This window comes from Nocardia sp. NPDC050435 (assembly GCF_040655395.1).
Taxonomy (GTDB): domain Bacteria; phylum Actinomycetota; class Actinomycetes; order Mycobacteriales; family Mycobacteriaceae; genus Nocardia.
On the sequence record NZ_JBFAJW010000003.1, the window covers coordinates 505,474 to 529,811 of the forward strand.

26 protein-coding genes and 1 tRNA gene are annotated in these 24,338 nt (G+C 69.2%); 15 read left to right on the top strand and 12 right to left on the bottom strand.

Annotated features, from left to right (window positions below):
- Nucleotides 1–51 precede the first annotated feature (51 nt).
- Nucleotides 52–933, bottom strand: coding sequence for a LysR family transcriptional regulator ArgP (locus AB0I43_RS10820; protein WP_356970842.1), 882 nt, complete (start codon nucleotides 931–933; stop codon nucleotides 52–54).
- 71 nt (nucleotides 934–1,004) lie between these two features.
- Between AB0I43_RS10820 and AB0I43_RS10825 the strand changes: the two genes are divergently transcribed.
- On the top strand, nucleotides 1,005–1,628 hold the full coding sequence (locus AB0I43_RS10825; protein ID WP_356970841.1) for a LysE/ArgO family amino acid transporter: 624 nt from the start codon (nucleotides 1,005–1,007) through the stop codon (nucleotides 1,626–1,628).
- Here AB0I43_RS10825 and AB0I43_RS10830 read toward each other — a convergent pair.
- A complete protein-coding gene (locus AB0I43_RS10830; protein WP_356970839.1) occupies nucleotides 1,625–2,467 on the bottom strand; it encodes a helix-turn-helix transcriptional regulator in 843 nt (280 codons plus the stop codon). The two genes, AB0I43_RS10825 and AB0I43_RS10830, sit on opposite strands and share 4 nt — an antisense overlap.
- 32 nt (nucleotides 2,468–2,499) lie before the next feature.
- Nucleotides 2,500–3,780: a cation:proton antiporter gene (locus tag AB0I43_RS10835; RefSeq protein WP_356970837.1), complete on the bottom strand. Its 1,281-nt coding sequence runs from the start codon at nucleotides 3,778–3,780 to the stop codon at nucleotides 2,500–2,502.
- A gap of 135 nt (nucleotides 3,781–3,915) precedes the next feature.
- On the opposite strand from AB0I43_RS10835, the gene AB0I43_RS10840 reads away from it, so the two are divergent.
- Nucleotides 3,916–4,929 (top strand): YdcF family protein, encoded by a 1,014-nt coding sequence (locus tag AB0I43_RS10840; protein ID WP_356970835.1) that lies wholly within the window; start codon nucleotides 3,916–3,918, stop codon nucleotides 4,927–4,929.
- On the opposite strand, the gene AB0I43_RS10845 is transcribed toward AB0I43_RS10840, so the two are convergent.
- On the bottom strand, nucleotides 4,926–5,666 hold the full coding sequence (locus AB0I43_RS10845) for a glucose 1-dehydrogenase (RefSeq protein ID WP_356970833.1): 741 nt from the start codon (nucleotides 5,664–5,666) through the stop codon (nucleotides 4,926–4,928). The genes AB0I43_RS10840 and AB0I43_RS10845 overlap by 4 nt on opposite strands.
- Before the next feature lie 203 nt (nucleotides 5,667–5,869).
- On the opposite strand from AB0I43_RS10845, the gene AB0I43_RS10850 reads away from it, so the two are divergent.
- Complete coding sequence (locus AB0I43_RS10850) at nucleotides 5,870–6,802, top strand: alpha/beta hydrolase (RefSeq protein ID WP_357431797.1); 933 nt, start codon at nucleotides 5,870–5,872, stop codon at nucleotides 6,800–6,802.
- Here the strand turns inward: AB0I43_RS10850 and AB0I43_RS10855 are convergent.
- Nucleotides 6,777–8,168 carry a wax ester/triacylglycerol synthase family O-acyltransferase gene (locus AB0I43_RS10855; RefSeq protein WP_356970829.1) on the bottom strand — a complete coding sequence of 464 codons (1,392 nt, stop codon included), beginning with the start codon at nucleotides 8,166–8,168 and terminating at the stop codon, nucleotides 6,777–6,779. The two genes, AB0I43_RS10850 and AB0I43_RS10855, sit on opposite strands and share 26 nt — an antisense overlap.
- A gap of 278 nt (nucleotides 8,169–8,446) precedes the next feature.
- Between AB0I43_RS10855 and AB0I43_RS10860 the strand changes: the two genes are divergently transcribed.
- The 3 genes from AB0I43_RS10860 to AB0I43_RS10870 are packed head-to-tail and all read left to right on the top strand — an operon-like array spanning nucleotide 8,447 to nucleotide 12,251.
- Nucleotides 8,447–9,349 carry a metal-dependent hydrolase gene (locus AB0I43_RS10860; RefSeq protein WP_356970828.1) on the top strand — a complete coding sequence of 301 codons (903 nt, stop codon included), beginning with the start codon at nucleotides 8,447–8,449 and terminating at the stop codon, nucleotides 9,347–9,349.
- A gap of 2 nt (nucleotides 9,350–9,351) precedes the next feature.
- Nucleotides 9,352–10,452 (top strand): PDR/VanB family oxidoreductase, encoded by a 1,101-nt coding sequence (locus tag AB0I43_RS10865; RefSeq protein WP_356971418.1) that lies wholly within the window; start codon nucleotides 9,352–9,354, stop codon nucleotides 10,450–10,452.
- A gap of 23 nt (nucleotides 10,453–10,475) precedes the next feature.
- Complete coding sequence (locus AB0I43_RS10870) at nucleotides 10,476–12,251, top strand: SDR family oxidoreductase (RefSeq protein WP_356970827.1); 1,776 nt, start codon at nucleotides 10,476–10,478, stop codon at nucleotides 12,249–12,251.
- Here AB0I43_RS10870 and AB0I43_RS10875 read toward each other — a convergent pair.
- Complete coding sequence (locus tag AB0I43_RS10875; protein ID WP_356970826.1) at nucleotides 12,248–12,778, bottom strand: hypothetical protein; 531 nt, start codon at nucleotides 12,776–12,778, stop codon at nucleotides 12,248–12,250. The genes AB0I43_RS10870 and AB0I43_RS10875 overlap by 4 nt on opposite strands.
- Nucleotides 12,779–13,354: 576 nt before the next feature.
- On the opposite strand from AB0I43_RS10875, the gene AB0I43_RS10880 reads away from it, so the two are divergent.
- The 3 genes from AB0I43_RS10880 (at nucleotide 13,355) to AB0I43_RS10890 (ending at nucleotide 15,206) form a co-directional block, all read left to right on the top strand.
- A complete protein-coding gene (locus AB0I43_RS10880) occupies nucleotides 13,355–13,891 on the top strand; it encodes a hypothetical protein (protein ID WP_357431799.1) in 537 nt (178 codons plus the stop codon).
- 114 nt (nucleotides 13,892–14,005) lie between these two features.
- The gene (locus tag AB0I43_RS10885) at nucleotides 14,006–15,001 is read left to right on the top strand and encodes a zinc-binding dehydrogenase (protein ID WP_356970823.1); all 996 of its coding nucleotides are present in this window, start codon (nucleotides 14,006–14,008) and stop codon (nucleotides 14,999–15,001) included.
- 55 nt (nucleotides 15,002–15,056) lie between these two features.
- Nucleotides 15,057–15,206, top strand: a complete 150-nt coding sequence (locus AB0I43_RS10890) for a hypothetical protein (RefSeq protein ID WP_356970821.1) — start codon at nucleotides 15,057–15,059, stop codon at nucleotides 15,204–15,206.
- 4 nt (nucleotides 15,207–15,210) lie between these two features.
- On the opposite strand, the gene AB0I43_RS10895 is transcribed toward AB0I43_RS10890, so the two are convergent.
- The gene (locus AB0I43_RS10895; RefSeq protein ID WP_356970820.1) at nucleotides 15,211–15,642 is read right to left on the bottom strand and encodes a nitroreductase family deazaflavin-dependent oxidoreductase; all 432 of its coding nucleotides are present in this window, start codon (nucleotides 15,640–15,642) and stop codon (nucleotides 15,211–15,213) included.
- Nucleotides 15,643–15,755: 113 nt separating this feature from the next.
- On the opposite strand from AB0I43_RS10895, the gene AB0I43_RS10900 reads away from it, so the two are divergent.
- From AB0I43_RS10900 to AB0I43_RS10915, 4 genes are all read left to right on the top strand, one after another.
- Nucleotides 15,756–15,829 (top strand) — tRNA-Ile (locus AB0I43_RS10900).
- Nucleotides 15,830–15,979: 150 nt separating this feature from the next.
- Complete coding sequence (locus AB0I43_RS10905; protein ID WP_356970818.1) at nucleotides 15,980–16,552, top strand: hypothetical protein; 573 nt, start codon at nucleotides 15,980–15,982, stop codon at nucleotides 16,550–16,552.
- A 464-nt stretch (nucleotides 16,553–17,016) separates the two neighbouring features.
- Nucleotides 17,017–17,895, top strand: coding sequence for an alpha/beta hydrolase (locus tag AB0I43_RS10910; protein ID WP_356970816.1), 879 nt, complete (start codon nucleotides 17,017–17,019; stop codon nucleotides 17,893–17,895).
- Nucleotides 17,896–17,905: 10 nt separating this feature from the next.
- Complete coding sequence (locus tag AB0I43_RS10915; RefSeq protein WP_356970815.1) at nucleotides 17,906–18,634, top strand: MerR family transcriptional regulator; 729 nt, start codon at nucleotides 17,906–17,908, stop codon at nucleotides 18,632–18,634.
- Nucleotides 18,635–18,774: 140 nt separating this feature from the next.
- On the opposite strand, the gene AB0I43_RS10920 is transcribed toward AB0I43_RS10915, so the two are convergent.
- From AB0I43_RS10920 to AB0I43_RS10940, 5 genes are all read right to left on the bottom strand, one after another.
- A complete protein-coding gene (locus AB0I43_RS10920; protein ID WP_356970814.1) occupies nucleotides 18,775–19,854 on the bottom strand; it encodes a hypothetical protein in 1,080 nt (359 codons plus the stop codon).
- 11 nt (nucleotides 19,855–19,865) lie between these two features.
- Nucleotides 19,866–21,026 (bottom strand): hypothetical protein, encoded by a 1,161-nt coding sequence (locus AB0I43_RS10925; RefSeq protein ID WP_356970813.1) that lies wholly within the window; start codon nucleotides 21,024–21,026, stop codon nucleotides 19,866–19,868.
- A 3-nt stretch (nucleotides 21,027–21,029) separates the two neighbouring features.
- Complete coding sequence (locus tag AB0I43_RS10930; protein ID WP_356970811.1) at nucleotides 21,030–21,347, bottom strand: hypothetical protein; 318 nt, start codon at nucleotides 21,345–21,347, stop codon at nucleotides 21,030–21,032.
- A gap of 198 nt (nucleotides 21,348–21,545) precedes the next feature.
- On the bottom strand, nucleotides 21,546–21,743 hold the full coding sequence (locus tag AB0I43_RS10935; RefSeq protein ID WP_356970810.1) for a KGG domain-containing protein: 198 nt from the start codon (nucleotides 21,741–21,743) through the stop codon (nucleotides 21,546–21,548).
- 93 nt (nucleotides 21,744–21,836) lie between these two features.
- Nucleotides 21,837–22,361, bottom strand: a complete 525-nt coding sequence (locus AB0I43_RS10940) for a PadR family transcriptional regulator (RefSeq protein WP_356970808.1) — start codon at nucleotides 22,359–22,361, stop codon at nucleotides 21,837–21,839.
- Between the two features lie 92 nt (nucleotides 22,362–22,453).
- Between AB0I43_RS10940 and AB0I43_RS10945 the strand changes: the two genes are divergently transcribed.
- Nucleotides 22,454–23,005, top strand: a complete 552-nt coding sequence (locus AB0I43_RS10945) for a hypothetical protein (RefSeq protein WP_356970806.1) — start codon at nucleotides 22,454–22,456, stop codon at nucleotides 23,003–23,005.
- A gap of 18 nt (nucleotides 23,006–23,023) precedes the next feature.
- Nucleotides 23,024–24,319: a carotenoid oxygenase family protein gene (locus AB0I43_RS10950; protein WP_356970804.1), complete on the top strand. Its 1,296-nt coding sequence runs from the start codon at nucleotides 23,024–23,026 to the stop codon at nucleotides 24,317–24,319.
- Nucleotides 24,320–24,338: the final 19 nt, after the last annotated feature.

The window sequence follows — 24,338 nt, forward strand, 5'->3', positions numbered from 1 at the left end:
GTCGCCGATCCGGTCCGGTATCCCGCGGGGTGCCGGACCGTTTCACATCGATCACCCCAGCGCCGCCGCGGCCGCCGCCGCGATGGCGGCGGCCACCGCGCTCAGGGCGGGTGAGTCCAGGCGCCACTGCTGCCAATACAGCGGGCGGTCGATGTAGGAGTCGCCGTCGATACCGCGCAGACTTCCGTCGGCGCGGTCGGATTCGGTCTGCAGATCGGGCATCATGCCCCAGCCCAGGCCGAGCCGCACGGCCGCGCCGAAACCGGCCGAGGACGGCACGTAGTGCCGGGGCGGATCCACGAGTTTCTTTGTGCGCCGCCGGATCTGCCGGTCCTGCAGATCGTCCTTGCGGTCGAACATCACCACCGGCGCGTGCGCGTAGCCCGGCGCGCCGGGGCCGAACCAGGTCCGGGCGAACTCCGGTGTCGCCATCGGCCGGTAGCGCATGTTGCCGAGCCGGGTCACCGTGCAGCCCTGCACCGGGCGCGCGGTGGTGGTGATCGCTGCCATCACGGTGCCGTCGCGCAGCAATTCGGTGGTGTGGTCCTCGTCCTCGCGGTGCAGATCGAAGCAGATGCCCGGCGGCACCGCGCGCAGCGCGGGCATCACCCAGGTCTCCAGCGAATCGGAGTTCACCGCGATCGGCACCGGCACCGGCCGGTCGGCGGGCTGCTCGGGATCGCCGAGTTCGCGGGCGGTGTCGACCGAGAGCAGGGCGATCTGGCGCGCCAGCCGCAGCACGGCGGTCCCGGATTCGGTGGGCCGCACCGGTTTCGTGCGCTGCACCAGGATCCGCCCGGCCGCGTACTCCAGGGCCTTGATGCGCTGACTGACCGCCGAGGGAGTGACGCGCAGGCGGCGGGCGGCCGCTTCGAAGGTGCCCTCGGTGATCGCGGCGTCGAGCGCGCGGAGCTGATCCAGCTGCAGGTCCATTAAGATATTGTAATGATGCTTGAAAATCTTTAGCTGGCCTGCTGGGAGTGGCGGCCATATCGTCGATCGGCGTGACGGTTTCTTCCGCGGCCACCGCCGCTGTCTCGGGTCTGGGTTTCGGTCTGTCGCTGATCGTCGCGATCGGCGCGCAGAATGCCTTCGTGCTGCGCCAAGGCGTGCGCGGGCAGCACATCCTGCCGGTGATCGCGGTCTGCGCGGTATCGGACGCGGTGCTCATCGCCGCGGGTGTCGGCGGCTTCGGCGTGCTGGTCGAGTCGCTGCCCGGGCTGGTCACCGTGGTGCGTTACCTCGGTGCGGCGTTCCTGCTCGGCTACGCGGTGCTGGCCGCCAAGCGCGTATTCACCTCTTCGGCGCTGATCGCGGAATCGGCCGGCACCTCCATGGCGCTGGGCGCGACCGTGCTCACCTGCCTGGCCCTGACCTGGCTCAACCCGCACGTCTACCTGGACACGCTGGTGCTGCTCGGCTCCTTCGCCAACACCTACGCCGACGCCGACAAATGGTTCCTCGGCGCGGGCGCGATGCTCGCCAGCGTGCTGTGGTTCACCGCGCTCGGTTTCGGCGCCCGCCGCCTCGGCCCCCTGTTCGCCCGCCCCGCCGCCTGGCGCGTGCTCGACTCGGTCATCGCCGTCATCATGCTGGTCCTGGCGATCGGCCTGGTCACCTCCGCCTAACCGAGCCCGCCCCGGCGGATCTCGTCGAGGGTGCGCCGGTCCGCGGCGCCGACCGGCAGATAGACGACCAGATGCTGCTCCGGCTGGTCGGCCACGGCGAACCCCGCGGGCCGCATCTCGATGGTGCCCAGCGGCGGCCGGTGAAACGCGGTGACCTCCGGAAGCGGCTCGGCCACTTGATGATCGGCCCACAGCTCGGCGAAATCCGCACTCGCCGCGCACAACCGGTCCACCAGCCCCGTCCACGCCGGATCTCCCAGGTGGCGGACATGATTCGCACGCAGCAGCGCCACCATGCGCGGCAGCAGATGCCGATTGCCGAACGGCCCGTTGTCGCGACCGCACCCGACCAACTGCCACAACACGTTCCGGTCGGTACCCGTGGCCCCGGCCAGCTCCGGAAACACGGCGCGATAGGTGGCGTTGCAGGCCAGCAGATCGAACTTGCCGTCGTAGAGCGCGGCCGGATTCGGCTCGAGCGCCTCGAGCACCGCCAGCGTTTCCGCCGTGGGCCCGGACTCGATCGGTACGTCGGACCCCCGTCCGATCAGTTCATAGAGATGCGCCCGCTCGGGGGCGTCCAGGCGCAGCACCCGTGCCACCGCGTCGAGCACCTGGGCGCTGGCGTTGATGTCACGCCCCTGCTCCAGCCAGGTGTACCAGGTGAGGCCGACCCCGGCGAGCTGGGCGAGTTCCTCGCGCCGCAGTCCGGGCGCGCGCCGGCGCGTGCCGGTCGGGAGGCCGACCTCCGCCGGGGTGATGCGGTCGCGCCGGGATTTGAGGAAGGCGCCCAGCGCTTTTCGCTGCGCCCTGCCGCGGGCGTCCTCGGCTGTCGTCACCGGTCGATCGTCGCCGATCGGCCGGTCGCGGTCTAGGGCGACCTGGCGGGCTGGGCGCGGACGTGCTCCAGGTGGCTCATCACCCAGCGCGCGCTGGCCCCGTGCACGAGCACGGAGAGCACGATGGTGAAGGCCGTTATCGCCCAGATGGTTTCGGCGTGCGCGCCCAGGTCGGCCTGGGACAGGCCGTAGGAGACGTAGTAGATCGAGCCGATGCCGCGGACGCCGAAGAACGCGGTGACCGCGCGCTCCCTGGGCTGCATCTCGGTGCAGCCGTGCAGGGACAGCCACCCGGCGACGGGCCGGAACACGAAGACGAGCAGCAGCCCGAGCGCGGCCCCCTGCCAGGACAGCGCGGCGAGCAGGCCGGTGGTGAGCGCCGCGCCGAGCAGCAGGAGCACGACCAGGGTGAAGACGTGTTCCAGTTGTTCGACCAGGCTGTGCATCTGCTCGTGGTAGCCGCTGTCGCGCTCGATGCGCCGCATCGCGATCGCGCACGCGAAGACCGCGAGAAAGCCGTAGCCCCCGACGAGTTCGGTCAGCCCGTAGACCGCGAACACCGCCGCCAGCGCGGCGATCGGCTCGCCGCGCTCGGCCAGGCGCGCGTTGGCGAGCGGGAACCAGAACAGGCCGCGCCCGAGCAGGTCGCCGACGAGCGCGCCGAGCAGCGCGCCGACCGCGATCTTGCCGAGCAGCTCCCAGGTGAACCAGCCCGCCAGCCAGCTCTGCGGCGATCCCTTCGTGGCGAGGAAGAGCGCGAGGTAGACGAAGGGGAAGGCCAGCGCATCGTTCAGGCCCGCTTCGGAGGTGAGCGCGAAGCGGACCTCGTCGTCCTCCTCGGCCGAGCCTTCGGGGCCGGGCGTGGGGCCCTCGACCTGGACGTCGGAGGCCAGCACCGGGTCCGTGGGCGCCAGCGCGGCCGCGAGCAGGCCGGCCGCGGCCGGCGTTAGCGCGACGGCCCACCAGCCGAACGCCGCGACGGCCGCGATGCACAGCGGCATGGTGAGCAGCAGCAGGCGCCACGTCGAATTCCAGGTGCGCCAGTGGAAGGGCCGGTCGATCGCGAGCCCGACGCCCATCAGCGCCACGATCACACACAGCTCCGCGAGGTGCTCGATCACCGTCGGATGTGACAGAGGCGACACCGCGCGCAGCCCCTCCGGGCCGATCACGAGGCCACCGAGGGCCCCGACGCCGAGCATGAGAATGGGTCCGGTGATCGCCCGGTCCCGGAGCAGCCTGGGCAGCGTCGCGGCCAGCAGCAGCGCGATTCCGGCGGTCAGATATACGCGTTCGAGGGTGAGTTCTGTCATCGTTCTCGTTGCGGCAGTGCGCGATTCACCTGTCTGTCGGAGCCGAAAGTCGAGATCTACCCGGGTCCCGCCGTCCGAAACGCCCGGAAGCGCGCCGGAGATTTGCTGTCATTCACGTCGGCTACCGTGGCCGGGGTGATCCTGCTGCTGATCGGACTGGTGCTGCTCGGCGTCTTCGCGCTGCGCTTCCGCGGTGATCGGCGCCGCCTGGGCAATGGCGTGTTCCTGCTGCTGGGCCTGATCTGCGTGGGGCTGTGGCTGGTGCACGCCGACGGCGACAGCCTGCTGCCGATCCTGGCCGGACTGCTGCTCCTGCTGTCCCCGCTGCTGGTGCTGGTGCTGGCGGGGTTGCTGATCGTCAACGGCGTGCAGCTGATTCGCCGCGAACACCGGATGCGCCCGGCGAACATGCTCTCGCTCGGGCTGGGCGTCGCGCTGCTGGCCCCGTATGTGCTGTTCGTGGCGGCGCTGCTGACCGAGAACACCTGGGTCGTGATCGCGACCGCGATGGTGACGCTGGCGATCTGCTACGCCGGTCTGCTGCTCGTGGCGTTCGTGCTCTATTCGTTCGTCTACGGCCGCCTGCGCTACCGCCCGGGCATGGACGCGATCGTCGTGCACGGGGCGGGCCTGAACGGTACGCAGGTGACGCCGCTGCTGGCGGGGCGGCTCGACCGCGCGCTGGAGGTGTACCGCGCCGAGGTCGCCCAGGGGCGGCGGCCGCTGCTGGTGCCCAGCGGCGGGCAGGGCGCGGACGAGGTGGTCTCCGAGGCCGCCGCGATGTCGGACTATCTGGTGCGCCGGGGCGTGCCCGCCGCGGCGATCCGGCTCGAGGACCGCTCGACGAACACCCGCGAGAACCTGCTCTACTCCGCTGAACTGGTCGGCCCGCAGGTCCGGATGCTGCTGGTCACCAGCAACTTCCACATCCTGCGGACCGCCGTTCTGGCGCGCCGGCTCGGGCTGGACGCCGAGGTGACGGGCTCGCCGACGGCGTTCTACTACCTGCCGAACGCGATCCTGCGTGAGTTCATCGGCGCGCTGTACACGCACCGCTGGATTCACCTCGCGGCCTGTCTGGCCTTCGCGTCGCTGCCGTTGCTCGCGCTGCTGCTCGACCGGGCGCTGCCCTCCGACGGGGTGATCTAGAAGGTCTTGTGCGGGATGCCGACGGTCAATCCGCCGTCGATGACGAATTCCGCGCCGGTCGAATACGACGACTCGTCACTGGCGAGATAGGTGATCAGCTTGGACACCTCGTCCGGGTCGGCCGCGCGCTTGAGCGGGATCTGCAAGAAGTCGGCGGGAATGCCCTCGGTCATGGCCGTGGAGATCAGTCCGGGGTGCACCGAGTTCACCCGGATGTTGTGCTGCGCCAGCTCGAGCGCCGTCGACTTGGTGAGCCCGCGCACCGCGAACTTGGTGGCGGTGTATCCGTGCAGCCCGGGGCTGCCGCGCAGGCCCTCGACCGAGGAGATGTTGACGATCGAGCCGCCGCCGGCCGTGATCATGGCCGGGACCGCGGCCTGCATGCCGAGGAAGGTGCCGGTCAGGTTGATGTCGATGATGCGCTGCCATTCGGCCAGCTCGAAGTCGGGCAGCAGGTTGCCGTTGACGATGCCGGCGTTGTTGATCAGCACGTTCAGCGAGCCGTAGCGCTGCACGGCGGTGGCGACGGCGTCCACCCACTGCTGCTTCTCGCGGACGTCGAGAGCGACGTAGGTCGCGTTGTCGCCGAGTTCCTTTGCCAGGGTGGCGCCCTCGTCGCCGAGGATGTCGCCGATCACCACGCGGGCGTCCTCGGCCACCATGGCGCGGGCGTGCGCGGCGCCCATGCCGCGCGCGCCGCCGCTGATCAGTGCCACCTTGCCGGTCAATCGACCCATTCGGGCCACCTCCGTCTCATCGCCGCCTATTCGGTGAGACACGTTACAGAATCGTGGTGTATTTCCGCGGCGAACGGATACCGCTCAGCAGGACTGGCCGCACGGAATGTCACTGTGCCAGGTGTCTTCCGGGCGATTGCACCGGGCGCACCCGAGCATCCGCTGTGGCACCATGGATTAGAACGTGTTCTAGGAGGCTGACGATGGACCCCGATCGAAATGCCGCCGCGGTGCCGATGCGCAAGTGCGGCCGCGCGGGTGTTCCCGATATCGCCGAGGTTCCCGGCGGCCAGCTGCTCGACCTGCCGGGGCGCGGGCGCACCTACGTCGTCGACATACCCGGTCCCGCGGACGCGCCCACGCTGATCCTGCTGCACGGCACCGCGTCCACCGCGTATCTCACCTGGTTCCCGGCGCTGCAGGCGCTGGCGCGCAGCTACCGCGTGGTGCTCTTCGATCAGTGCTGGCACGGCCGCGGCATCCAGTCCGACCGCTTCAGCGTCGAGGACTGCGCCGACGACGTGATCGCCGTGGCCGACGCCCTCGGCATCCCCGATCCGATCTGCGTGGGCTACTCGCTCGGCGGGGTGGTCGCGCAACTCGCCGCGCACCGGCACCCCGATCGGGTGCGCGGGCTCGTCCTGTGCGCCACGCCCTATCGCTTCCAGGAGAAGTGGCGCGAGCGCGCGTTCCATCTGGCCTGGGGCACCGTCGCCGACGCCCTCGGCCCGTACTCGCTGCGTCGCGCCCAGCACCTGCTCGGCCGCCTGCCGGAGTTGCCCCGGCACACCTGGGCCCCGGGCGGGATGCAGCGCTGGGCGATGACCGAACTGCGCAGCACCAGCGGATGGGCGATCGCGCAGGTGGTCGCGGCGGTCGGCCGATTCGACAGCGGCGCCTGGCTTTCCACGCTCACCGCGCCCACCGCGGTGGTGATCACCACCAAGGACAAGGCGATCCCGGTGTACCGCCAGCTGGAGATGGCGACGATGATCCCCGGCGCGAGCATCCATCTGGTGAAGGCGGGTCATACCGCGTGCGCGTTCGCGGCGGACAAGTTCGTGCCGGTGCTGCTCGAAGCCTGCGCGGCGGTGGCCGCCCGCTCGGCGGTCAGCCCGAAGCGCGTGCGGCGCTGAGCAATTCGGCGATCACGCCGGGTACCGCGTCGGCCAGGTCCTCGACGTCGGGCACCAGTTCCTTGCAGGCGATGAAGCCGAAGTCGAGTGCGCCGTTGGTGGACAACACCGTGATGGTCAGTCCCGCGCCGTGGAACACCGGCCCGAACGGATACATGCCCGCCACCTCGATGCCCAGGAAGTACAGCGGCATCGGCGGTCCCGGCACGTTCGAGACGACCAGGTTGTGCACGACGGGGTGGTGCTCGGCAAGTTTCAGCGCCGAATACGCCCGTGCCGCCAGCTGAAAGGTGTTGGGCGGGGCGTAGCGCGTCCAATCCTGGAGGAAGTCCGCGCCGACCAGCTCGTGCTCCTGTTTCGCGCTCTGGTTCGCCGCCGCCACCGTGCGCAGGCGCTCGACCGGATCGGCGATGTCGGTGCCGAGTTCGCAGAACAGCGAGGACACCTTGTTGATCCCGTCCGTGTGCCGGGACTGCTCGTGCACCGAGACCGGCACCGAGGCGATCAGCGAACGATCCGGCAGCTCATCGTGTTTGTCGAGATAGCCGCGCAGGACACCGCCGACGACGCTCAGCACCACGTCGTTCACCTTCACCCCGAACGCCAGCTTGATCTCCTTGATCGCGGCCAGCTCGGTCTCGGTGAAGGCGACCGAGCGGTGCGGGGTGATGGCCATGTTGAACGGCGTGCGCGGGGCGGTGAGCGGTAAGGCCATGCCCGCCTTGTTGTTTCGCCGGCGCTGGGCGAAACCCGCCAGCAGGCCCACGGTTTTGGGCACCATGCCGACCACGCCCACCCGGCCGGGGAACCGGACCACCGCCTCGGCCAGCAGCCGCAGATCGGTGGGTTTGACGGCGAGTTCGCTCGGCTCGGCCGGCGCGGTGTGCGTGCGCCCGGGCTCGGTGTCGCACAGATACATCATCATGTCGGCGCCGGTGATGCCGTCGACGGCGGCGTGGTGATATTTCGAGATCACCGCGATCTTGTCGCCGTCGTAGCCCTCCATCACGGTCATCTCCCACAGCGGCCGGTCGCGGTCCATCGGGCGGCTGGCGATGTCGCCGATCAGCTCCGCGAGTTCGCGGCGGCCGCCCGGGGCGGGAATCCCGATGCGGCGCACGTGATAGTCGAGATCGAAGTCGGGGTCTTCGGCCCAGACCGGATGGTCGAGATTGAACGGCACCTCGTGGACGCGCCGGCGCATCTGCGGGATCAGCGGGATCCGCCGCCCGAGTTCGGCTTTGAATTCCGCGAACGAATAGCTTCCGGGCGCGGGCTTCAGGATCAGCAGCGCGCAGACGTGCAGGTGCTGGGTCCCGGTCTCGAGGTACAGGAAGCTGGCATCCAATCCGGTTAGTCGTTCCATAGCCGAAGCGTACTGAAACGTGTTCTAGTTTCTGGCGGGATGCGGGCCGTATCGGCCGAATGCTGGCGGGAAATATCAAGGTAGCGCACATGATCCGTTCGAGCGGGCGGTTTTGTCGAATGCGTGTGCGAACCGCCCGGGTCGTTGCTCGATGTGGTCGGCGCTATGTGTGTTACTCGAAGTCCTACATATGTGTATGATCGAGACCACAGCAGGGTGCGCAGCGTTGCGGCAAGGTCCGGGCCGCGGCGTGGTTCGTCAGGATCGAGGGAGTATCGATGAAGCTACTTCGCTGGAACGACCGGCGACCGGAGATCGATCCGGGCGAGGTCGCTCTGCACGCGCGCAACGTCCAATTCGACTGGGCCGATACCCCACTGCACTGGATGCCCGCCGAACCCATCGCCTCGCACCTGATCAACGCCCTCAATCTGCTGCTCCCCGAGGGCGAGCGGATGTTCTGCGCCGCCTACGCCGAGGCCCTGCCCTTCGTGAAGGACGAGAAGCTGCGCGAGGCGATGCTCGGTTTCATCGGCCAGGAGTCCATGCACGCCGAAACCCACGACAAGGTGCTGCACGAGGTGCTGGCCGCCAACGGCATCGACCCGGACCGCTACCTGCGCCAGGCCGAATACCTGTTCCGCAAGACGCTCGGCCCGCGCGAAGGCGACGATGTCGCCCAGCGGCAGGTGCTGGTGGAGCGGCTGGCGTTCATCGCCTGTCTCGAGCACTTCTTCGCCTACCTCGGCGACTGGATCCTCAACGCCGATCTGGAGAAGTTCGGCGCCGAACCGCGCATGGCCGACCTGTTCCGCTGGCACGGCGCCGAAGAGGTCGAGCACCGCCATGTCGCCCACGACGTGGCGCTCTACTTCGGCGCGGGCTACGTGCGGCGCGCGGCGCTGATGACGCTGACCTTCCCGATCTTCCTCACGCTGGTGGTGCGCGGCACCAAGTTCATGGTGCATCAGGATCCGGAGCTGCCCGACTACGGTTACCCGCGCCTGATCACCAAGGTCTTCGGTTCGATGTGGCGCGGTGCGCTGCCCGGCGTGCCCTCGCTGCTGATCAGCGCGCTGTCGACGTTCAAGCCGAACTACAACCCCGGCTCCGTCGGCTCCACGGCCCAGGCCGTCGCCTACCTCGCCAAGTCTCCCGCGGCCCAGGCCGTCGCGTCGTGACGATGTTGCCCGTTCCGGAGCAGTTGCCGGGCGACCTGTTCGGCAAGCCCAAGCAGGACCGCGCGATCAAGGTGCTGCACGCCGTCGCGACGACGCGCCTGCGCTGGACCGCGATCGTCAACCGCAAGGACCTGACGCCGCGCTCCGATGACGGCCGGCTCGCCCTGGTGGTCACCGAACGCCGCATCGAAGCGCACGATCAGGACGTCGTCAGCCTGCTGCTCCAGGCGCCCGACCAGCGTGAGCTGCCGCCGTGGCGGCCCGGCGCGCACCTGGATCTGGAGCTGCCCTCGGGCCGCCTGCGCCAGTACTCGCTCTGCGGCGACCCGGCCGACACCCGCACCTACCGCGTGGCGGTGCGCCGCATCCCCGACGGCGGCGGCGGTTCCAACGAGGTGCACGACGAACTCCCGGTCGGCACCCCGCTGACGGTGCGCGGCCCGCGCAACGCCTTCCCGTTCGCCGTGCCCGGGCACGGATCCCCGGCCGCCCGTTTGCATTTCGTCGCCGGCGGCATCGGCATCACGCCGATCCTGCCGATGGTCCGGCTGGCCGTGCGGCTCGGGCTGGACTGGTCGATGGTCTACACCGGGCGCAGTCGCGACACCATCCCGTTCCTCGAGGAGATCGAGAGCTTCGGCGAACGAGTCACCGTCCGCACCGACGACGAGCACGGCCTGCCGGACGCGCAGGCGCTGCTGCCCGGCGTCACCGCCGACACCGCCGTCTACTGCTGCGGCCCGGTGCCGATGATCAGCACCATCGCCGCCGCGGTGCGGCTGCGGCCCGGCGTCGAGATGCATTCGGAGCGCTTCTCGCCGCCCCCCATCGTGAACGGCAAGGCGTTCGAGATCGAATTCGCTTCCACCGGTGCGGTGATCGAGGTGCCCCCGGACAAGTCCGCGCTCGACGCCGTCCTCGCCCAGCGCCCGGACCGCCCGTACTCCTGCCGCCAGGGCTTCTGCCGCACCTGCAAGGTCCGGGTGCTGGCCGGCGAGCCGGACCATCGCGAAACCGTGCTGACCCCCGCCGAACACGACGCCGGAGCCATGCTGATCTGCGTATCGCGGTGCGACGGCGGCCGTTTGGTGCTCGACCTCTGATCCCGGAACTAGGAGAACTGTCGATGACGACGACCGATATCGACTCGATCGCCACGGAGCGGATCGTCCGCCACGGTGAATTCGAGCTCGCCGTATACGAATACGGCGATCCGGCCGCCGAGACCATCGTGCTGGTGCACGGCTGGCCCGATACCCACCACCTCTGGGATTCCGTGGTGCCGTTGCTGGCCCAGCGTTTTCACGTGGTCGCCTACGACACCCGCGGGCACGGCCGGTCCACCCGCACCCAGCGCACCGCCGACTACCGGCTGGACGCGCTGGCCGCCGACTTCTACGCCGTCGCCGACGCGGTCAGCCCGGACCGCCCGGTGCACGTGCTGGCCCACGACTGGGGTTCGGTGCAGGTCTGGGAGGCGGTGTGCGAGCCGCAGGCCAAGGCCCGCGTCGCCTCGTTCACCTCGGTGTCCGGCCCGAACCTGGACCACATCGGAAAGTGGATGCGGGACCGGCTGTCCCGGCCCACGCCGCGCAACGTGTGGCAGCCGTTCACCCAGCTGATGTCCTCGGCGTACACGTTCTTCTTCATGACGCCCGGGCTGCCCCGCGTCGCGTTCAACCTGCTCGGCACCGAGCAGCGCTGGCAGCGCGTGGTGTCGCTGATGAACGACACCGCGCCCGCGAATGTGAAGCTGGGGCCGACCTTCCGGCGCGACAGCGTCGACGGCCTGCTCATCTACCGCGCCAATATCGTGCAGCGGATGCTGTCCCCGCGCGAGCGCCACACCGAGGTGCCGGTGCAGCTCATCGTCGCCGGCCGCGACGTCGCGGTGCGGCCCGCCGGCTACGACGACGAACGCAAGTGGACCCAGCGGCTGTGGCGCCGGGACGTGCCCGCCGGGCACTGGATGCCGTTCTCGCACCCCGAGCTCCTGGCCACCGCCACCACCGAGCTGATCGACAGCCTGCGCGGCGGCACTGTGCCGCGCGGCCTGCGCCGCGCCGAGATCGGGCGCACCAGAAAGCCTTTCGAAGATCAGCTGCTGGTGATCACCGGCGGCGGCAGCGGCATCGGGCGCGAGACCGCGCTGGCCTTCGCCCGCGGCGGCGCCGAAATCGTGCTCTCCGACGTGAATCTGGACGCCGCGAAGCAGACCGCCGAGCTGATCGCCGCCGAAAACGGTGGGGCGCACGCCTATCAGCTCGACGTGGCCGACGAGGCGGCGGTGCAGGCGCACGCGCAGGAGGTCATCGCCGCGCACGGGGTGCCCGACATCCTGATCAACAACGCCGGCATCGGGCAGGCCGGCGGCTTCTTCGACACCCCGTCGGCGGAATTCGACCGGGTGCTGCGGATCAACCTGGGCGGCGTCGTCAACGGCTGCCGGGCCTTCGGCGCCGCGATGGCCGAGCGCGGGCTCGGCGGGCACATCGTCAACCTGTCCAGCATGGCGGCCTACAGCCCGCAGCAGGGTTTCAGCGCGTACTCCACCAGCAAGTCGGCGGTGTACATGTTCTCCGACTGCCTGCGCGCCGAGCTGTCCGGGCGCGGTATCGCGGTGCACACCATCTGTCCCGGCATCGTGCACACCAATATCGTTGCCACCACCACCTTCTCGGGCGTCAGCGCCGAGGAGGAGAAGCGCAAGCAGGAGCAGTACGACAAGCTCTACCGGATGCGCCGCTACACCCCGGACAAGGTGGCGGCCCAGATCGTGCGGGCCGTGGAGAACAACCGCGCCATCGTGCCGGTCACCCCCGAGGCGCGGCTGCAGTTGCAGTTCAACCGGTTCGCTCCCGCGGTCGTGCGATTCTTCGCGGCGCGGGTCAAGCTCACCTAGTTCTTCGCCGGCCGGGAGAGTTCGGCCTCGATGGCCGCGACCCTCCCGGCGCCGATGCCCCACGGATGCTCGACGCCCACCTGGGTGTCGAGGTCCCACAGCACGCTGGTCTCGCCAGGCTCGGCGACCAGCGACCAGGCGACCACCGTGCGGCCCAGCTGCTCGGCCATCGAGCCGTGCGAAGCGCCCGGCCGCGTGGGGCGGGGCGAGAAGTTGTCGCCGTCGGGGAAATGGTGCAGGAACCGGCCGTAGGCGGCGTCGCAGAAGGCCGCGTAGCGCTGCGTGCACAGGATCAGCCCGTGCCAGGCCTCGTCCACGGCGTGCGAGGGCATGCCGATCACCTGATCGTCGCGCATCGCGGCGCCGCAGCAGCGCAACCACTGCCGCAACCCGGTTTCCACCAGGTCACGCGGCTGCCAGGGGCAGGTCTTGAAGATCGCCTCGGGCAGTTCCAGTGCGGCGACGGCCTTGTCGACCTCGCGCAGATCAATCCGGCGGGAGCGGTTCGGGAAGCACAGATTCACCACGATTCACTGTAAGCGCTTCGCATGGAATAACGCATTCCCCGAATCGGCGCGGGCCGTTAGCATTCGGCCATGAGTATTGTCGCGCTGCTGATCGTGCTGTTCATGTTTCTCGCGATGATCGGGATTATCGTCGCGGTCGTCGTGGCGATCGTGAAAGCCGTGGGCCGGTCGAACCCGCCTTTCGATCCGCGGCGGCACCGGCCGGGCGGTTACTCGCCGTGGGTGGCCGGTGGTGGGGCGGATTCGCACGACTGGAACACCGGTGGCAGCGGGTGTGGTGGGGGATCGGGTTGCTCGGGTGGGAGCGGCGGATGTTCCGGTGGCGGGTCCAGCAGTAGTTGCGGTGGCGGGTCCAGCAGTAGCTGCGGTGGTGGGTCGAGCAGTAGTTGTGGTGGTGGGTCGAGCAGTAGTTGTGGCGGCGGTTCCTGACCGGATCCGTGACAGGATCGCGATCTCCGTCCTGGGTTGAACGACCCGCCGTGCGGGAACAAATCAGGTACGGGAACGTCTGGGGAGAGTTCCCGAACCGAGTGCCGAGGGGAGATCGGCGCCGGTCTCGAATCCGGGGGGATTTCGATGAATTCTGTCGATATCGGCTTGGCCGTGGCATTTTGCACCGGCTTCGGCGTGATGTTTCTGTACGGCTTGCCCGCGTTGGCCCGCGACGTCATCGGCTATCTGCGTGGGCGGAAAGCTGCGGCGGCCCGGCCTGAACTCGATCGCGGTCGCCGAGCCGGACTCGTCCTGTATTTCCTCGCGATCGGCGCGGCCACCGGGGTGTCCGCGGTGCTGCTGGTCGAGCGCTATCTCGTCGTGGCGGTGGTCCTCGCCGCCGCGATGGCGATCTTCGCGATCCGGCTGGTCACGCTCGTCGCCGCCGCCAAAGCCGACCCCGCCGCGGACACGGAAATGCGGGCCGACGAGGCCGAGCGCTACTTCCTGCGCTTCTTTCCGGTGCTCGTCGCGGGCTGCGCGCTGTTCGCGGTGCTGCACGCCGGGGTCGGCGCGGACCGCTGGTACATCGCCGCGGCGGTAGCCGCGGCGGTAGCCGCGGCGGTAGCCGCGGCGGTCACGGCCGGCCTGTTCCTCCTGGTTCGTCGGCTCACGCGCTAGATCCCGGTGCGATTTCGCTCTGAGCGAGCAACGCCGCACCGCAGTTGACCTGAACCATTGTTGAGGTAGCAGGGTGGGATTCGTTCGAGACAGACGATGCGGCAGGAGAAGATCATGCGGGCAGTGCAGGCAGTCGAATTCGGTGGACCCGAGGTGCTTCGGCTACGGGAGGTGCCGGATCCGGTGCCCGGCCCCGGTGAGGTGCTCATCGAGGTGGGCGCGGCCGATGTGATGTTCCTGGACGCCCGGCTCCGCAGCGGGTGGGGCACCGACTACTTCAAGGTCGAGCCGCCGTACGTGCCCGGCGGGGCGGTCGCCGGGGTGATCACGGCGGTCGGCCCGGAGGTGGCCGAATCCTGGCTCGGCAAGCGGGTCGGCGCGCAGACCGCCGCCAGCGGCGTCGGCGGCGGCCTGCCGATCGGCGGCTACGCCGAACTGGCGCTCGCCAAGGTCGACACCGTGACCGAAGTGCCGGAAGCGTTGTCGCTGACCCAGGCCGTGGCGCTGACCCACGACGGCCGCACCACCCTCGCGCTCCTGGACCAGGTCGCATTGCGACCGGGGGAGTGGGTGCTGATCACCGCCGCCGGCGGCGGGCTGGGCACCCTGCTCACCCAATTCGCCCGTGCCGCAGGCGCGCACGTGATCGCCGCCGCGCGCGGTAGTGCCAAACTGGAACTGGCCGCCCGGCTCGGCGCCGAGGTCGTCGTGGACTACTCCGAGCCCGGCTGGGTCGAGAAGGTGCGCGCCGCCGCGAGCGGTGGCGGTGTCGACGCCGTATTGGACGGCGCCGGAGGCGAATTGGGAACGGCCGCGGCCGAAGCGCTGGCCGATGGCGGTCGCTTCTTCGGATACGGTTCCGCCGCAGGCGATTTCCCGGATCTGGACCGAGCGGCCCTGGTCGAACGCGGTATCGATGTGAGGGGACTTTTCGACGTGACCGGCCCCGACACCGACTGGGCCGCGCTGGCTGCCCGCGCCGCGAACGCCGTGGCGGCCGGTGAGGTGGAAGTCGTTATCGGCCAGACATTTCCACTCGAAAACGCTTCCGACGCGCACGCGGCGATCGAAAGCCGCGCCGCCATCGGGCGCACCTTGCTGACGATGTGATGTGATCCACGTTTCACATCATGCGGGCGCCCTGGTTGAACGCTAGGGTGCCTGCGTGCAAACTCTGATCGTCGTGGGGGTCGTCATCGGCGTCCTTGTCCTCGTCTTCGCCGTCGTCCAGTTCGCCAGCCGACCACCCAAGGTCCGAAGCTATTGGGACAGCAAAGAATCGGTTGCCGGCCGAGAGTGGGCCGAAGACGACTAGAAGCTCAGCTCACCGGAGTGAGCACCACCACTGCGATCGGCCTCTTCGTCAACTTCTGATACTCGCTGTAACGGCCCTGATTGACCTTGTCGACTATCGCCCACCGTCGTGCATAGTCGGCATCAGCGGGATAGGTGGCCCGCGCCACCGCAGCCATCCGCTTGCGCCCCACCTGAATCTCGCACTCGCCCTTGGCCTTCACATTCGCCAGCCACCCCGGCGGCCGCGGCGACCCGCCATTGGACGCCGTCACCAGATAGTCGGCCCCGTCCCGCCCGTAGGTGAGCGCCGAAGTCCGCACCTGCCCCGTCTTGCGCCCCGTCGTGCGCAGCAGCAGCGTCGGATTCCCGAACAGCACCCGGTGCCCCACCAGCCCACCACTGCGCTCATACACCCACTGATGCGCCTTCAGCACCTTCGCGAACAGATCGGCCATCCCAACCTCCACTCGATCGCGGTCCACCCCACCCTAACGCCCCCCCGCCGGCCAACTGGTACCGAACCACCCCCACCCGGTACCATCCCCACGTCGCGCCTCCCGCGCGACACGGGGCGGTAGCTCAGTCGGTTAGAGCCGTGGACTCATAATCCATTGGTCGTGGGTTCGAGCCCCACCCGCCCCACAAATCGGCTCTGATCGGCGGTTTCGTGTCCTTTGTGAGAAGGATCGATCCAGAACGCCGCCCTTACACCAATAGATTGTTGAATGCGGGCCGCGCCTGCTGCTCGCCGCGTCTATTTACCGCGGCAGCCGATCGATCAATGCTCTAGAGATGACGTCGGTGGGGCGGCCTGATGGCAGGCGCAGAGGGCTGATTCTCGATGAGATCCGGTGGCATATCCTGCGGGAGGATCAGCATCGCGCCGGGGTATCCGCCCGTGCGAACTCCGTGTTGAGCACGAACGCGCTCGTGGTCGCTGGGACTGCTCTCGCGTTCACGGTGAAGGGTGCGTCACGGCCGAGCGTCGCGATGATCTGCTTGGCACTGGTGGTTTTGCTGTTCGTCGCGGCGTCGGTGGTCAATGCGGCGATGGCGCTGGTCTCTTCCCACGCGTTGATAACGCCGGAGCGATGGGTGAAGAGCTGGGATCAGCTGCATACCGAGGTGTCTCGCGTCTACGCCTATCCGTATTACAGCGCTGAGTGGTCGTCGTTCGAGCAGTTCTATGACGTGGTCGCGAACGCGTCACCGGAGCAGCAACTACGTGGCGCGGCCATCGAGTTGTGGATCGGGGCGAGTATCGATCGGCATCGGTACGGGAAGCTCCGGGTGGCGATTCGATGTCTGATCATGGCTATCGGGTTTCTGGGCGGCACTGTCGGCGTGGGCATCGTTGGTCGTTGACGTGTGCTTATTCGGGGAGCGGTGAGGGAGTCGGGCAAGATCGGCAATGCAGTAGCATTCGAAACTATGTTCGAGGAGTGGCCGGATCCGTTCGAACCGCCCTCGTATCGGGCTGTGTACCCGCCGCGGCGGGTGGTTGTCGATGTCGGGCTGCTGATCGCGGGGGCTGGGGGAGTGGGGGAGGTGCCGTTGCGGGTGCGGAAGGGTGGGCTGGTGTTGGCGGGGCGGGTGCCGGGGTTGTTGCATGCGTGGGCGCGGACGTCGGAGGGGGCGTGGATCGCGTATGTCAGTTGTGTGGTGACGACGGGGAATGGGCGGGGGCGCTTGTGGTTTCATCAGTGGTGTGCGCAGGGGGCGGTGAGTTTGCCTGAGGCCGAGGGGGTGCGGAAGGGGCGTGAGCGGGGGCGCGGGTTTTGAGGTGCGGGGTTGACCCTGACGCTGCGTCAGGGTTGGAGGGTTGTCGTATGACGGATGACATCGAGGTGCGAGGGCGGCTGGTTCCGCCGGTGGGAGGGTTTCGGGAGGTCGGTGGGCGGCGGGTGTTCGCGCATCGGGCCGGGAGTAGGGGGCCGGCGGTGGTGTTTCTGCCGGGGGCCAGTGCGGTGGGGTTGGATTACTACGGTGTGCAGCAGGGGGTTTCGGAGTTCGCGACCGCTGTGATCTACGACCGGGGTGGGACGGGGTACAGCGATGCGGTGGAGTTGCCGCGGTCGGCCGAAGCCGTTGCGGTGGAGTTGCGGGAAGTGTTGCAAGAGCTCGGGATTGCGGGGCCCTATGTGCTGGCGGCGCATTCGCTCGGGGGGATCTACGCGCATCGGTTCGCGCAGTTGTATCCCGAGGAGGTGGCAGGGTTCGTGTGGATCGATGTCGTGCATCGGGATTGGGACGAGTTCATGCCGGTGGGGGCGCGGTTGGCGGAGACCGAGCGGGTGGGGCCTGGGATCGAGGAGATGGCGGCGATGCGGCCCGCGCTGCGGGCAATGCATGCCGAGTTGCTGGCAGGATATCCCGAGCCGGTGCGGGAAGCGCTGATGGCTGCGAAGGACAGTGTGGAGTGGATGCGGTCGGGGATCGCGGAGCGGAGCTGTCTGGCGGGGCTTGCCGCGGAGTTGCGGGCGGGGGCGGAGGTGCCTGATGTGCCGATGATCGCGTTGACGGCGGTGAGTGGTGTGCCGGAGCAGCGGGAGCTGGAGGAGGGGAAGCGGCGGATGCATGCGGCGCTCGTGGGGCGGGCTACGTGGGGTGAGCAGCGGATACTGCTGGAGACCGAGCATCATCGGGTGTGTTTCGACCGGGCGGACGAGGTCGTGCTGGCTGTTCGTGAGGTGATCGCGCGGGCCTAGACTCGGCCGGGTGTTGACGATCGGCAGGCTGGCGGCGACCGCGGGGGTGAGTGTGCGGACCGTTCGCCACTATCACCAGGTGGGGTTGCTGGCCGAGCCGGAGCGGGACGCGTCGGGGTATCGGCGTTACAGCGCGCAGGCGGCGGTCGATTTGATACGGATCCGGACGTTGGCCGAGGCGGGGGTGCCGTTGGGGCGGATCGAGGCGCTGCTGCGGGCCGAGCCGGGCGAGTTCGCCGCGGCCGTGGCGGAAATCGATGCCGAGCTCGTGCGGAAGGTGCGGCAGCTCAACGCGCATCGGCGACGCATAGCGGCGTTGGAGAGCGGTGAGCGGTTGGTGCTGCCGCCGGGGGTGGTCGGGGTGCTGGAGCGGATGCGCGGGCTGGGGATCGGGGAACGCCGGGTGCGGATGGAGCGGGACGCGTGGATCCTGTTGCAGGCGATGGAGCCCGGAGCATTGCCGGGGCGTGTGCGGGACAAGCACGCCGAGCTGGACGACCCCGAGACCGTGCGCCTGTTCAGCGCCACCGACACCGCCGCCGAGTGGGACGCGAACGATCCGCGCCTGGATCAGCTGATCGACGATCTGGACGTCTGGCAGCGGAAATATCGCCCCAACTCTGGCGATTCGGCCCTGATCGCCGCCGGGATCGCCGAAGCCTCCCCGGCCTGGCGGCACGTCATCGCGACGCTTGCCCACCGCGCCCGGCAACGCCGACCGGGGGCCGCAAAGAGCTGAGCCGTGATCATGATGCGCCGACACAAGTAAGGCCGCGCTCCAGCTGCACGATTTCGATTGCCACCGGTCGACCGATCCAGCGAGCCGCAGGGGGTGCCATCAGGCGAACAGCCGGCACGCGCCGCCGGGAACACCGACGTCTACTTCGCCATGATCGCCGTGATCAACGTCCGATCACCGAACCGCGCGGTGGCGATGGTCTGCCCGTACTTCTGCGGTTCCCCGTCCCCGGGCCACTTCTCGTGCAACTCCACATTCCAGAGGTACCCGTCTTTGTCGGCCTGGGTCAGGTACACGCAGTACTTGGTGCCGCGCGGCTGCTGATCGATCCCCTTCTGAATCGTTTCGGCGGGTGGGATTTTCGCGTCGGGGGCGGTGTAGGCGCGGGCTTTGGCGGCGCTGCGGTCGACGTAGTAGGCCCATTCGAAGCCGAAGATGGCGTCGACGGCGCTGGCGGTGGAGCCGGGCTCGGCTCCGACGGCCGCGCCGGGGGTGCGGGTCTTCTGGCATCCGGTGGTGGCGTGCCCCCAGGGGGAGGTGGCGGCGGAGGGCTGCGCCGCCTGGGTGGCCGAGGTGGGCGCGGCGACCGGCGGCGGCTCCTCGCGCCGGGTGGAGCTGATCACCACGGCGACCACCGCCACCACGACCACCCAGACCACCAGGGCCGCCACCAGCCGCATCCGCTTGGAGAGGCCGCCGCCCTCGGCCGCGGCGAACTTGCGGTCGGCGGCCGCGCGCAGGATGCCCCGGCCGCCGGAGCGGTCGCGGAAGGCCGCGCGGGCGGCGGTGCCGTTGTCGACGTAGTCGGTGTCGTGGTCGTACTGGGGGGCGGGTTCTTCCACCCACTCGGGCTCGTCCTCGGGGAACTCCTCGTCGTCGTACTCGGCGGTGTCGGACACCGGGGCGCGGTGCTCCGGGTCGCTGACCCAGTCCGCCCATTCGCCGGCCCACACGGCCGCGCCGTCGGCGGGCGGCAGGACCGGCGGCGGGGTGGAGTGGTTCCACTGCTTGGCGAATTTCTCGGCGTCCCAGGGCTCCTCGTACTCCTGGACCGGACGGCGACGACGCTTCTTCGCGCCGCGCTTCCGTTTGCCGGGACGTGGTTCGTCCAGCCCCGGAAAAGCGGGCAGGCCCGGCAGGACGAACGGGTTGTCGGCGGCCGCGGGTGCGGCCGGGGCTTCGGGTGGGCGGCGCTTCCTGCGGCGGGGGAGTCGGGCCATGCTCCCTCACCTCACGACGGCTGCGGGGTGACCCCGAGCTGACCGGTGCGTGGCTTCGGCCGGTCCTGGTCCTGGCCTTGGTCGTTCGGCTTCGCGACGGGCGGCACCACCAACCCGGGCGCGGGCGCGGCCTGGGCCGGCGCAGGCGTGCGGGGGACGGACGGCGCGGGCGTGGCGGGATCCGCCGTGGTGGGATCCTGGGTGGTGGGCTTGGCCTGCGCCGCCGGTTCGCTCGGCCGCGGCGCGCTCGTGTTGTTGCCTCCCACGCCGAAGGGCCCGGTGCCGGCGCCCGCGCCGTTGCTGTTCGGCGTGCCGGTGCCGGGAGCGGGAGTGGTGGTGCCCGGGGCGGCGGTCTGGGGACTCATGGCCTGCTGCGCGGTGGTGGCGAGTTCGTCGATCGCCTTCTCGCCCAGGCCCGCCGCCTTGTCGATCACCTCGGTGCCCAGCGACACCAGCGCGTCGATGATCTCGGTGCCGAGCGTGACGCCGGCGCTGATCACCTCCTTGCCCAGGGTGACGCCGCCGCTGATCAGCGCCTTCTGCAGCGCCGTCTGCGCGTCGGTGACATCGTCGACGTCGTCGTTCTCGCCGTCGTCGAAATCGTCGCCGCCGATACCGCTCTGGGACAGGTACTTCTTCAGCGTCGACTTGTCGTCGGAGCTGTTGTTGGTGAGCGCGTTGGCCTGGCGCTGCAGGGTGGACATCTCCTCGCGCGCGGTATCGACGACGGTGATGCCGTCGGCGATGTAATCGCGGGCCAGCCGGATGATCTTGTCCACATCGGCCTGCGACTGCGCGGATTCGGCCATCGGGTTGGCCTTGCCGCGGAACTCGGCGATCAGCCGGTCCAATTTGGCGGCGGCCGTCGAGCGGGTGCTGTAGGCCTTGGTGAGCAGGCTGCGCAGGGCGTTGCTGTTGGCGCCCAAGGTGGAGACCTGGGAGCCCGTCTTCTTCACCGTGGGCAGCACCACCTCGGCGCTGTCGGTCGACTCCAGCTGGTAGATGCCGGTGCGCACAGGCGATTCGGTGGATTCGGCGGCGTCCGCGGCGGCGGCCAGGGCGGCGGTGGTCTCCGGGCTCGGCTCGGTGCCGTCGCCGACGGCGTCCCGCAGTTGGAGCAGCGGGGCGATCAGCGCTTTGACGGTGGCGTGGTCGCTGCTGGTGGTCGGCACGGCTCAGCCCTCCTGATCGGTGAGGCGGGCCAGCGCCGCGGCCGCGGCGGCATCGATGTTCTGCACCCGGTCGGCGAAGGCGCTGATCAGGGTGGCGTGCGCGTCGATCAGCGCGGCGGCGGTGCGCACCGTATCGGCGTGCGATTGCGCCGCGCCCGTCCAGGCCTGCGCGAAATCGGCGCCGAGCAGGCCGAGGCCGGACAGATCCGCGCCGGCGGCGGTGTCGGTGTTGCTGGCCGTGGCGCCCAGCAGACCGGATACTTCGGCGGCGGCCGCGGCGTAGGTGGCGACGGCCTCGGGGTCGACATTCAGATCAGACATGATCCCCCCTGGAATACATGATCAATCAATAGGTCGTGAGTTACCACCCTACTGCCCCTTTCACCGGCAGGCACCATCCCTGGTCATCATCCCGGAAAACGTATGCTGGTCAGGCTGTTCCAAAGATAGCTTGGCCGAGGCGAGATGACAGTACGGAGGAGCGAGGCCGTGGCCTCGCTCCTCCGGGTACGTCCGTGATCAGCGGTTTCGGTGGCTGTGCGCACCGCCGAGGCGTTTGGCCTCGACGGGCTGCGCGGCGGCGCCCTTCTTGCCCGCTGCCCGCGCCCGGGCCGGATCGTTGTCGAAACTGCCGCTGCTGGCTTTGCCGCCCTGGCTGGCGATCTGGCGTTGCCGTTCAGGATCCATTGCCGCGAAACCTCGTGGCGTAGCAGCCATTACGTCCTCCGTCCGAAGGTTGCGTAGTGGTGGCGACTGTTCTGCACCACCACTTCGGTGGCTACCCGTGGTAGCGGGCAGTAAACCAGCGGACTACTTCCGGGGCGGTGGCATCTGGGTGAGTGCCCAGCGCGCCCACTCCTCGTTCATCGCGTAGAAGCGCTTGCCCCATTCCAGTGCGATGTGCCCGTACCTGGAGAATTCGTCGTCGTCCCAGGGAATGGCCGCCTCCAGGTCGGCGAGTTCGGCGCCCGCCTTGGTCATCCGGGTTTCGATGGTGGTCAGGTAATCCCGGGCTTGGGCGTGGTCCAGCACGCCGAGGAAGAACACGCGCAGCAACATTTCATTGCGCGACACCGGCTTCGGCTCGGTCTCGGTGAGCCAGCGCCGCAGGTCCGCCCGGCCCGCGGCGGCGAGGGTGTATTCCTTGCGGCCGCGCGGGCCCTCGTCGGAGACGGCGATGGCGCCGCTCTCGGCCAGCTTGCCGAGCTCGGTGTAGAGCTGGCTCTGCGTGGCGGGCCAGACGTTGGCCAGTGAGCCCTTGAACCGCTGCAGCAGGTCGTACCCGCTGGCGGGGCCCTCGGCCAGCATGCCGAGCACGGCGTATCGAAGACTCATGCCGACGATCATACATTCCACTATTGACATGTGCGGAACGGAGTATCTACATTCGACATGTCTAAATTGGAATGTCGAGGAGACCGTCGGACATGTCGTATCTGCGCACCTTCGCCCCCTGGATCGTCTTCGCGGCGGTACCCGGCGCGTACTGGCAATGGGCGGCGCTGACCGCTCTGGCGCTGGCGGTGCTCGAGCTCGTACTCCGGACGCGGGCCGGGAGCGAGCCGGCGGAGCTGGTCCTCGAGTTCGGCGCGGCGCTGTTCTTCGCCGCGATCACGGTGCTCGCCTTCGCCGACCCGCGGACCGGCCTGCACGCCTATGTGCCCGCCATGTCGCACACCGTGCTCGCGGTCGTCGCCGGCGTCTCGCTGGCCGCGGGCGTCCCGTTCACCCTCGCGATCGCGAAACAGAGTGCGCCGGAGGAGGTCTGGGAGGAGCCGCTGTTCATTCGGCTGAACTATGTGCTCACCTCGGTCTGGACGGCGTGCTTCGTCCTCGGCGCTGTCGCGCTGACTCTGCTCGCCCACGCTCCGGGCCCGCGTTTCGCGGCGATGGTCACGGTGTTCGTGGTTCCGGTCGTCTTCACCCTCCGCTATGTCGCCCATGTGCGGGCGCGGGCCGAGGCCCTCGCCACACCCTGATCCAGATCGGTTGCCCCCATGACTGTTCCGCACCTGACCGGTAACTACGCCCCCGTCGCCGACGAACTCACCGTCCTCGACCTCGCCGTGACCGGCCGCATCCCCGACGAGCTCACCGGCTGGTATCTGCGCAACGGCCCGAACCCGCATGCCGCCGCGTCCGCGCACTGGTTCCTGGGCGACGGCATGGTGCACGGCGTGCGCCTGGAGAACGGCACGGCGGTGTCCTATCGCAACCGCTGGGTGCGCACCACCAGCTTCACCGCCGGGGCGCGCGGCTACGGACCCGAGGGGCGCGATCTCACGGCGGGCGTGGCGAATACGCATGTCGTACGGCACGCCGGGCGGGTGCTGGCACTGGTGGAATCCTCGTTCCCCTACGAGATCACCTGCGAGCTGGACACCGTGGGCCCGCACGATTTCGACGGCAAGCTGACCACAGCGATGACCGCACATCCCAAGACCTGCCCGGTCACCGGTGAGTTGCATTTCTTCGGCTACGAGCTGATGTCGGCCCCGTACCTCACCTACCACCGCGCCGACGCCGGCGGGAACCTGGTGGTGAGCCGCCCGGTCGACGTGCCCGCCCCGACCATGCAGCACGATTTCAACCTCACCGCGGCGCATGTCGTCTTCATGGATCTACCGGTGGTTTTCGACGCGGAGACCGCGATCCGCGGGGGCGGCATGCCGTTCGGCTGGCGCGAGGACTATCCCGCCCGGCTCGGCGTGCTGCGCCGCGACGACCCGCACGGCGAGATCCGCTGGTTCGGCATCGATCCCTGCTACGTCTTCCACACCCTCAACGCCTACGACGAGCCGGGCCGCATCGTGCTCGAGGTGATGCGCTATCCGGAGCTGTGGCGGACCGGGTCCGCGACGTTCGACGAGGCCACGCTGTGGCGCTGGACCATCGATCTGGCCGCCGGCACGGTCGAGGAACGTCAGATCGACGACCGCGCAGCCGAATTCCCGCGCATCGACGACCGGCTGGCCGGACTGCCCGCGCGTTTCGGTCATGCGACGGTGGCGGGCAAGGACAGCGGCGCGCTCCTGCGCTACGACCTGCAAACCGGCGCCCGCACCGCCCACGAGTTCGGCCCGGGCCGAATCCCGGGCGAGGCGGTGTTCGTGCCGGCCGACGAGAACCCCGGCGGCGCGGGCTATCTCATGACCTATGTCTACGACGCGCGCACCGACCGCAGTGATCTGGTCATCCTGGACGCCGACGACCTGACCGAACCGGTGGCCGCCGTGCATTTTCCGCGCCGGGTGCCGTTCGGATTCCACGGCAGCTGGATTACCGGACAGTGACCGGTTACTGATCTCTCGC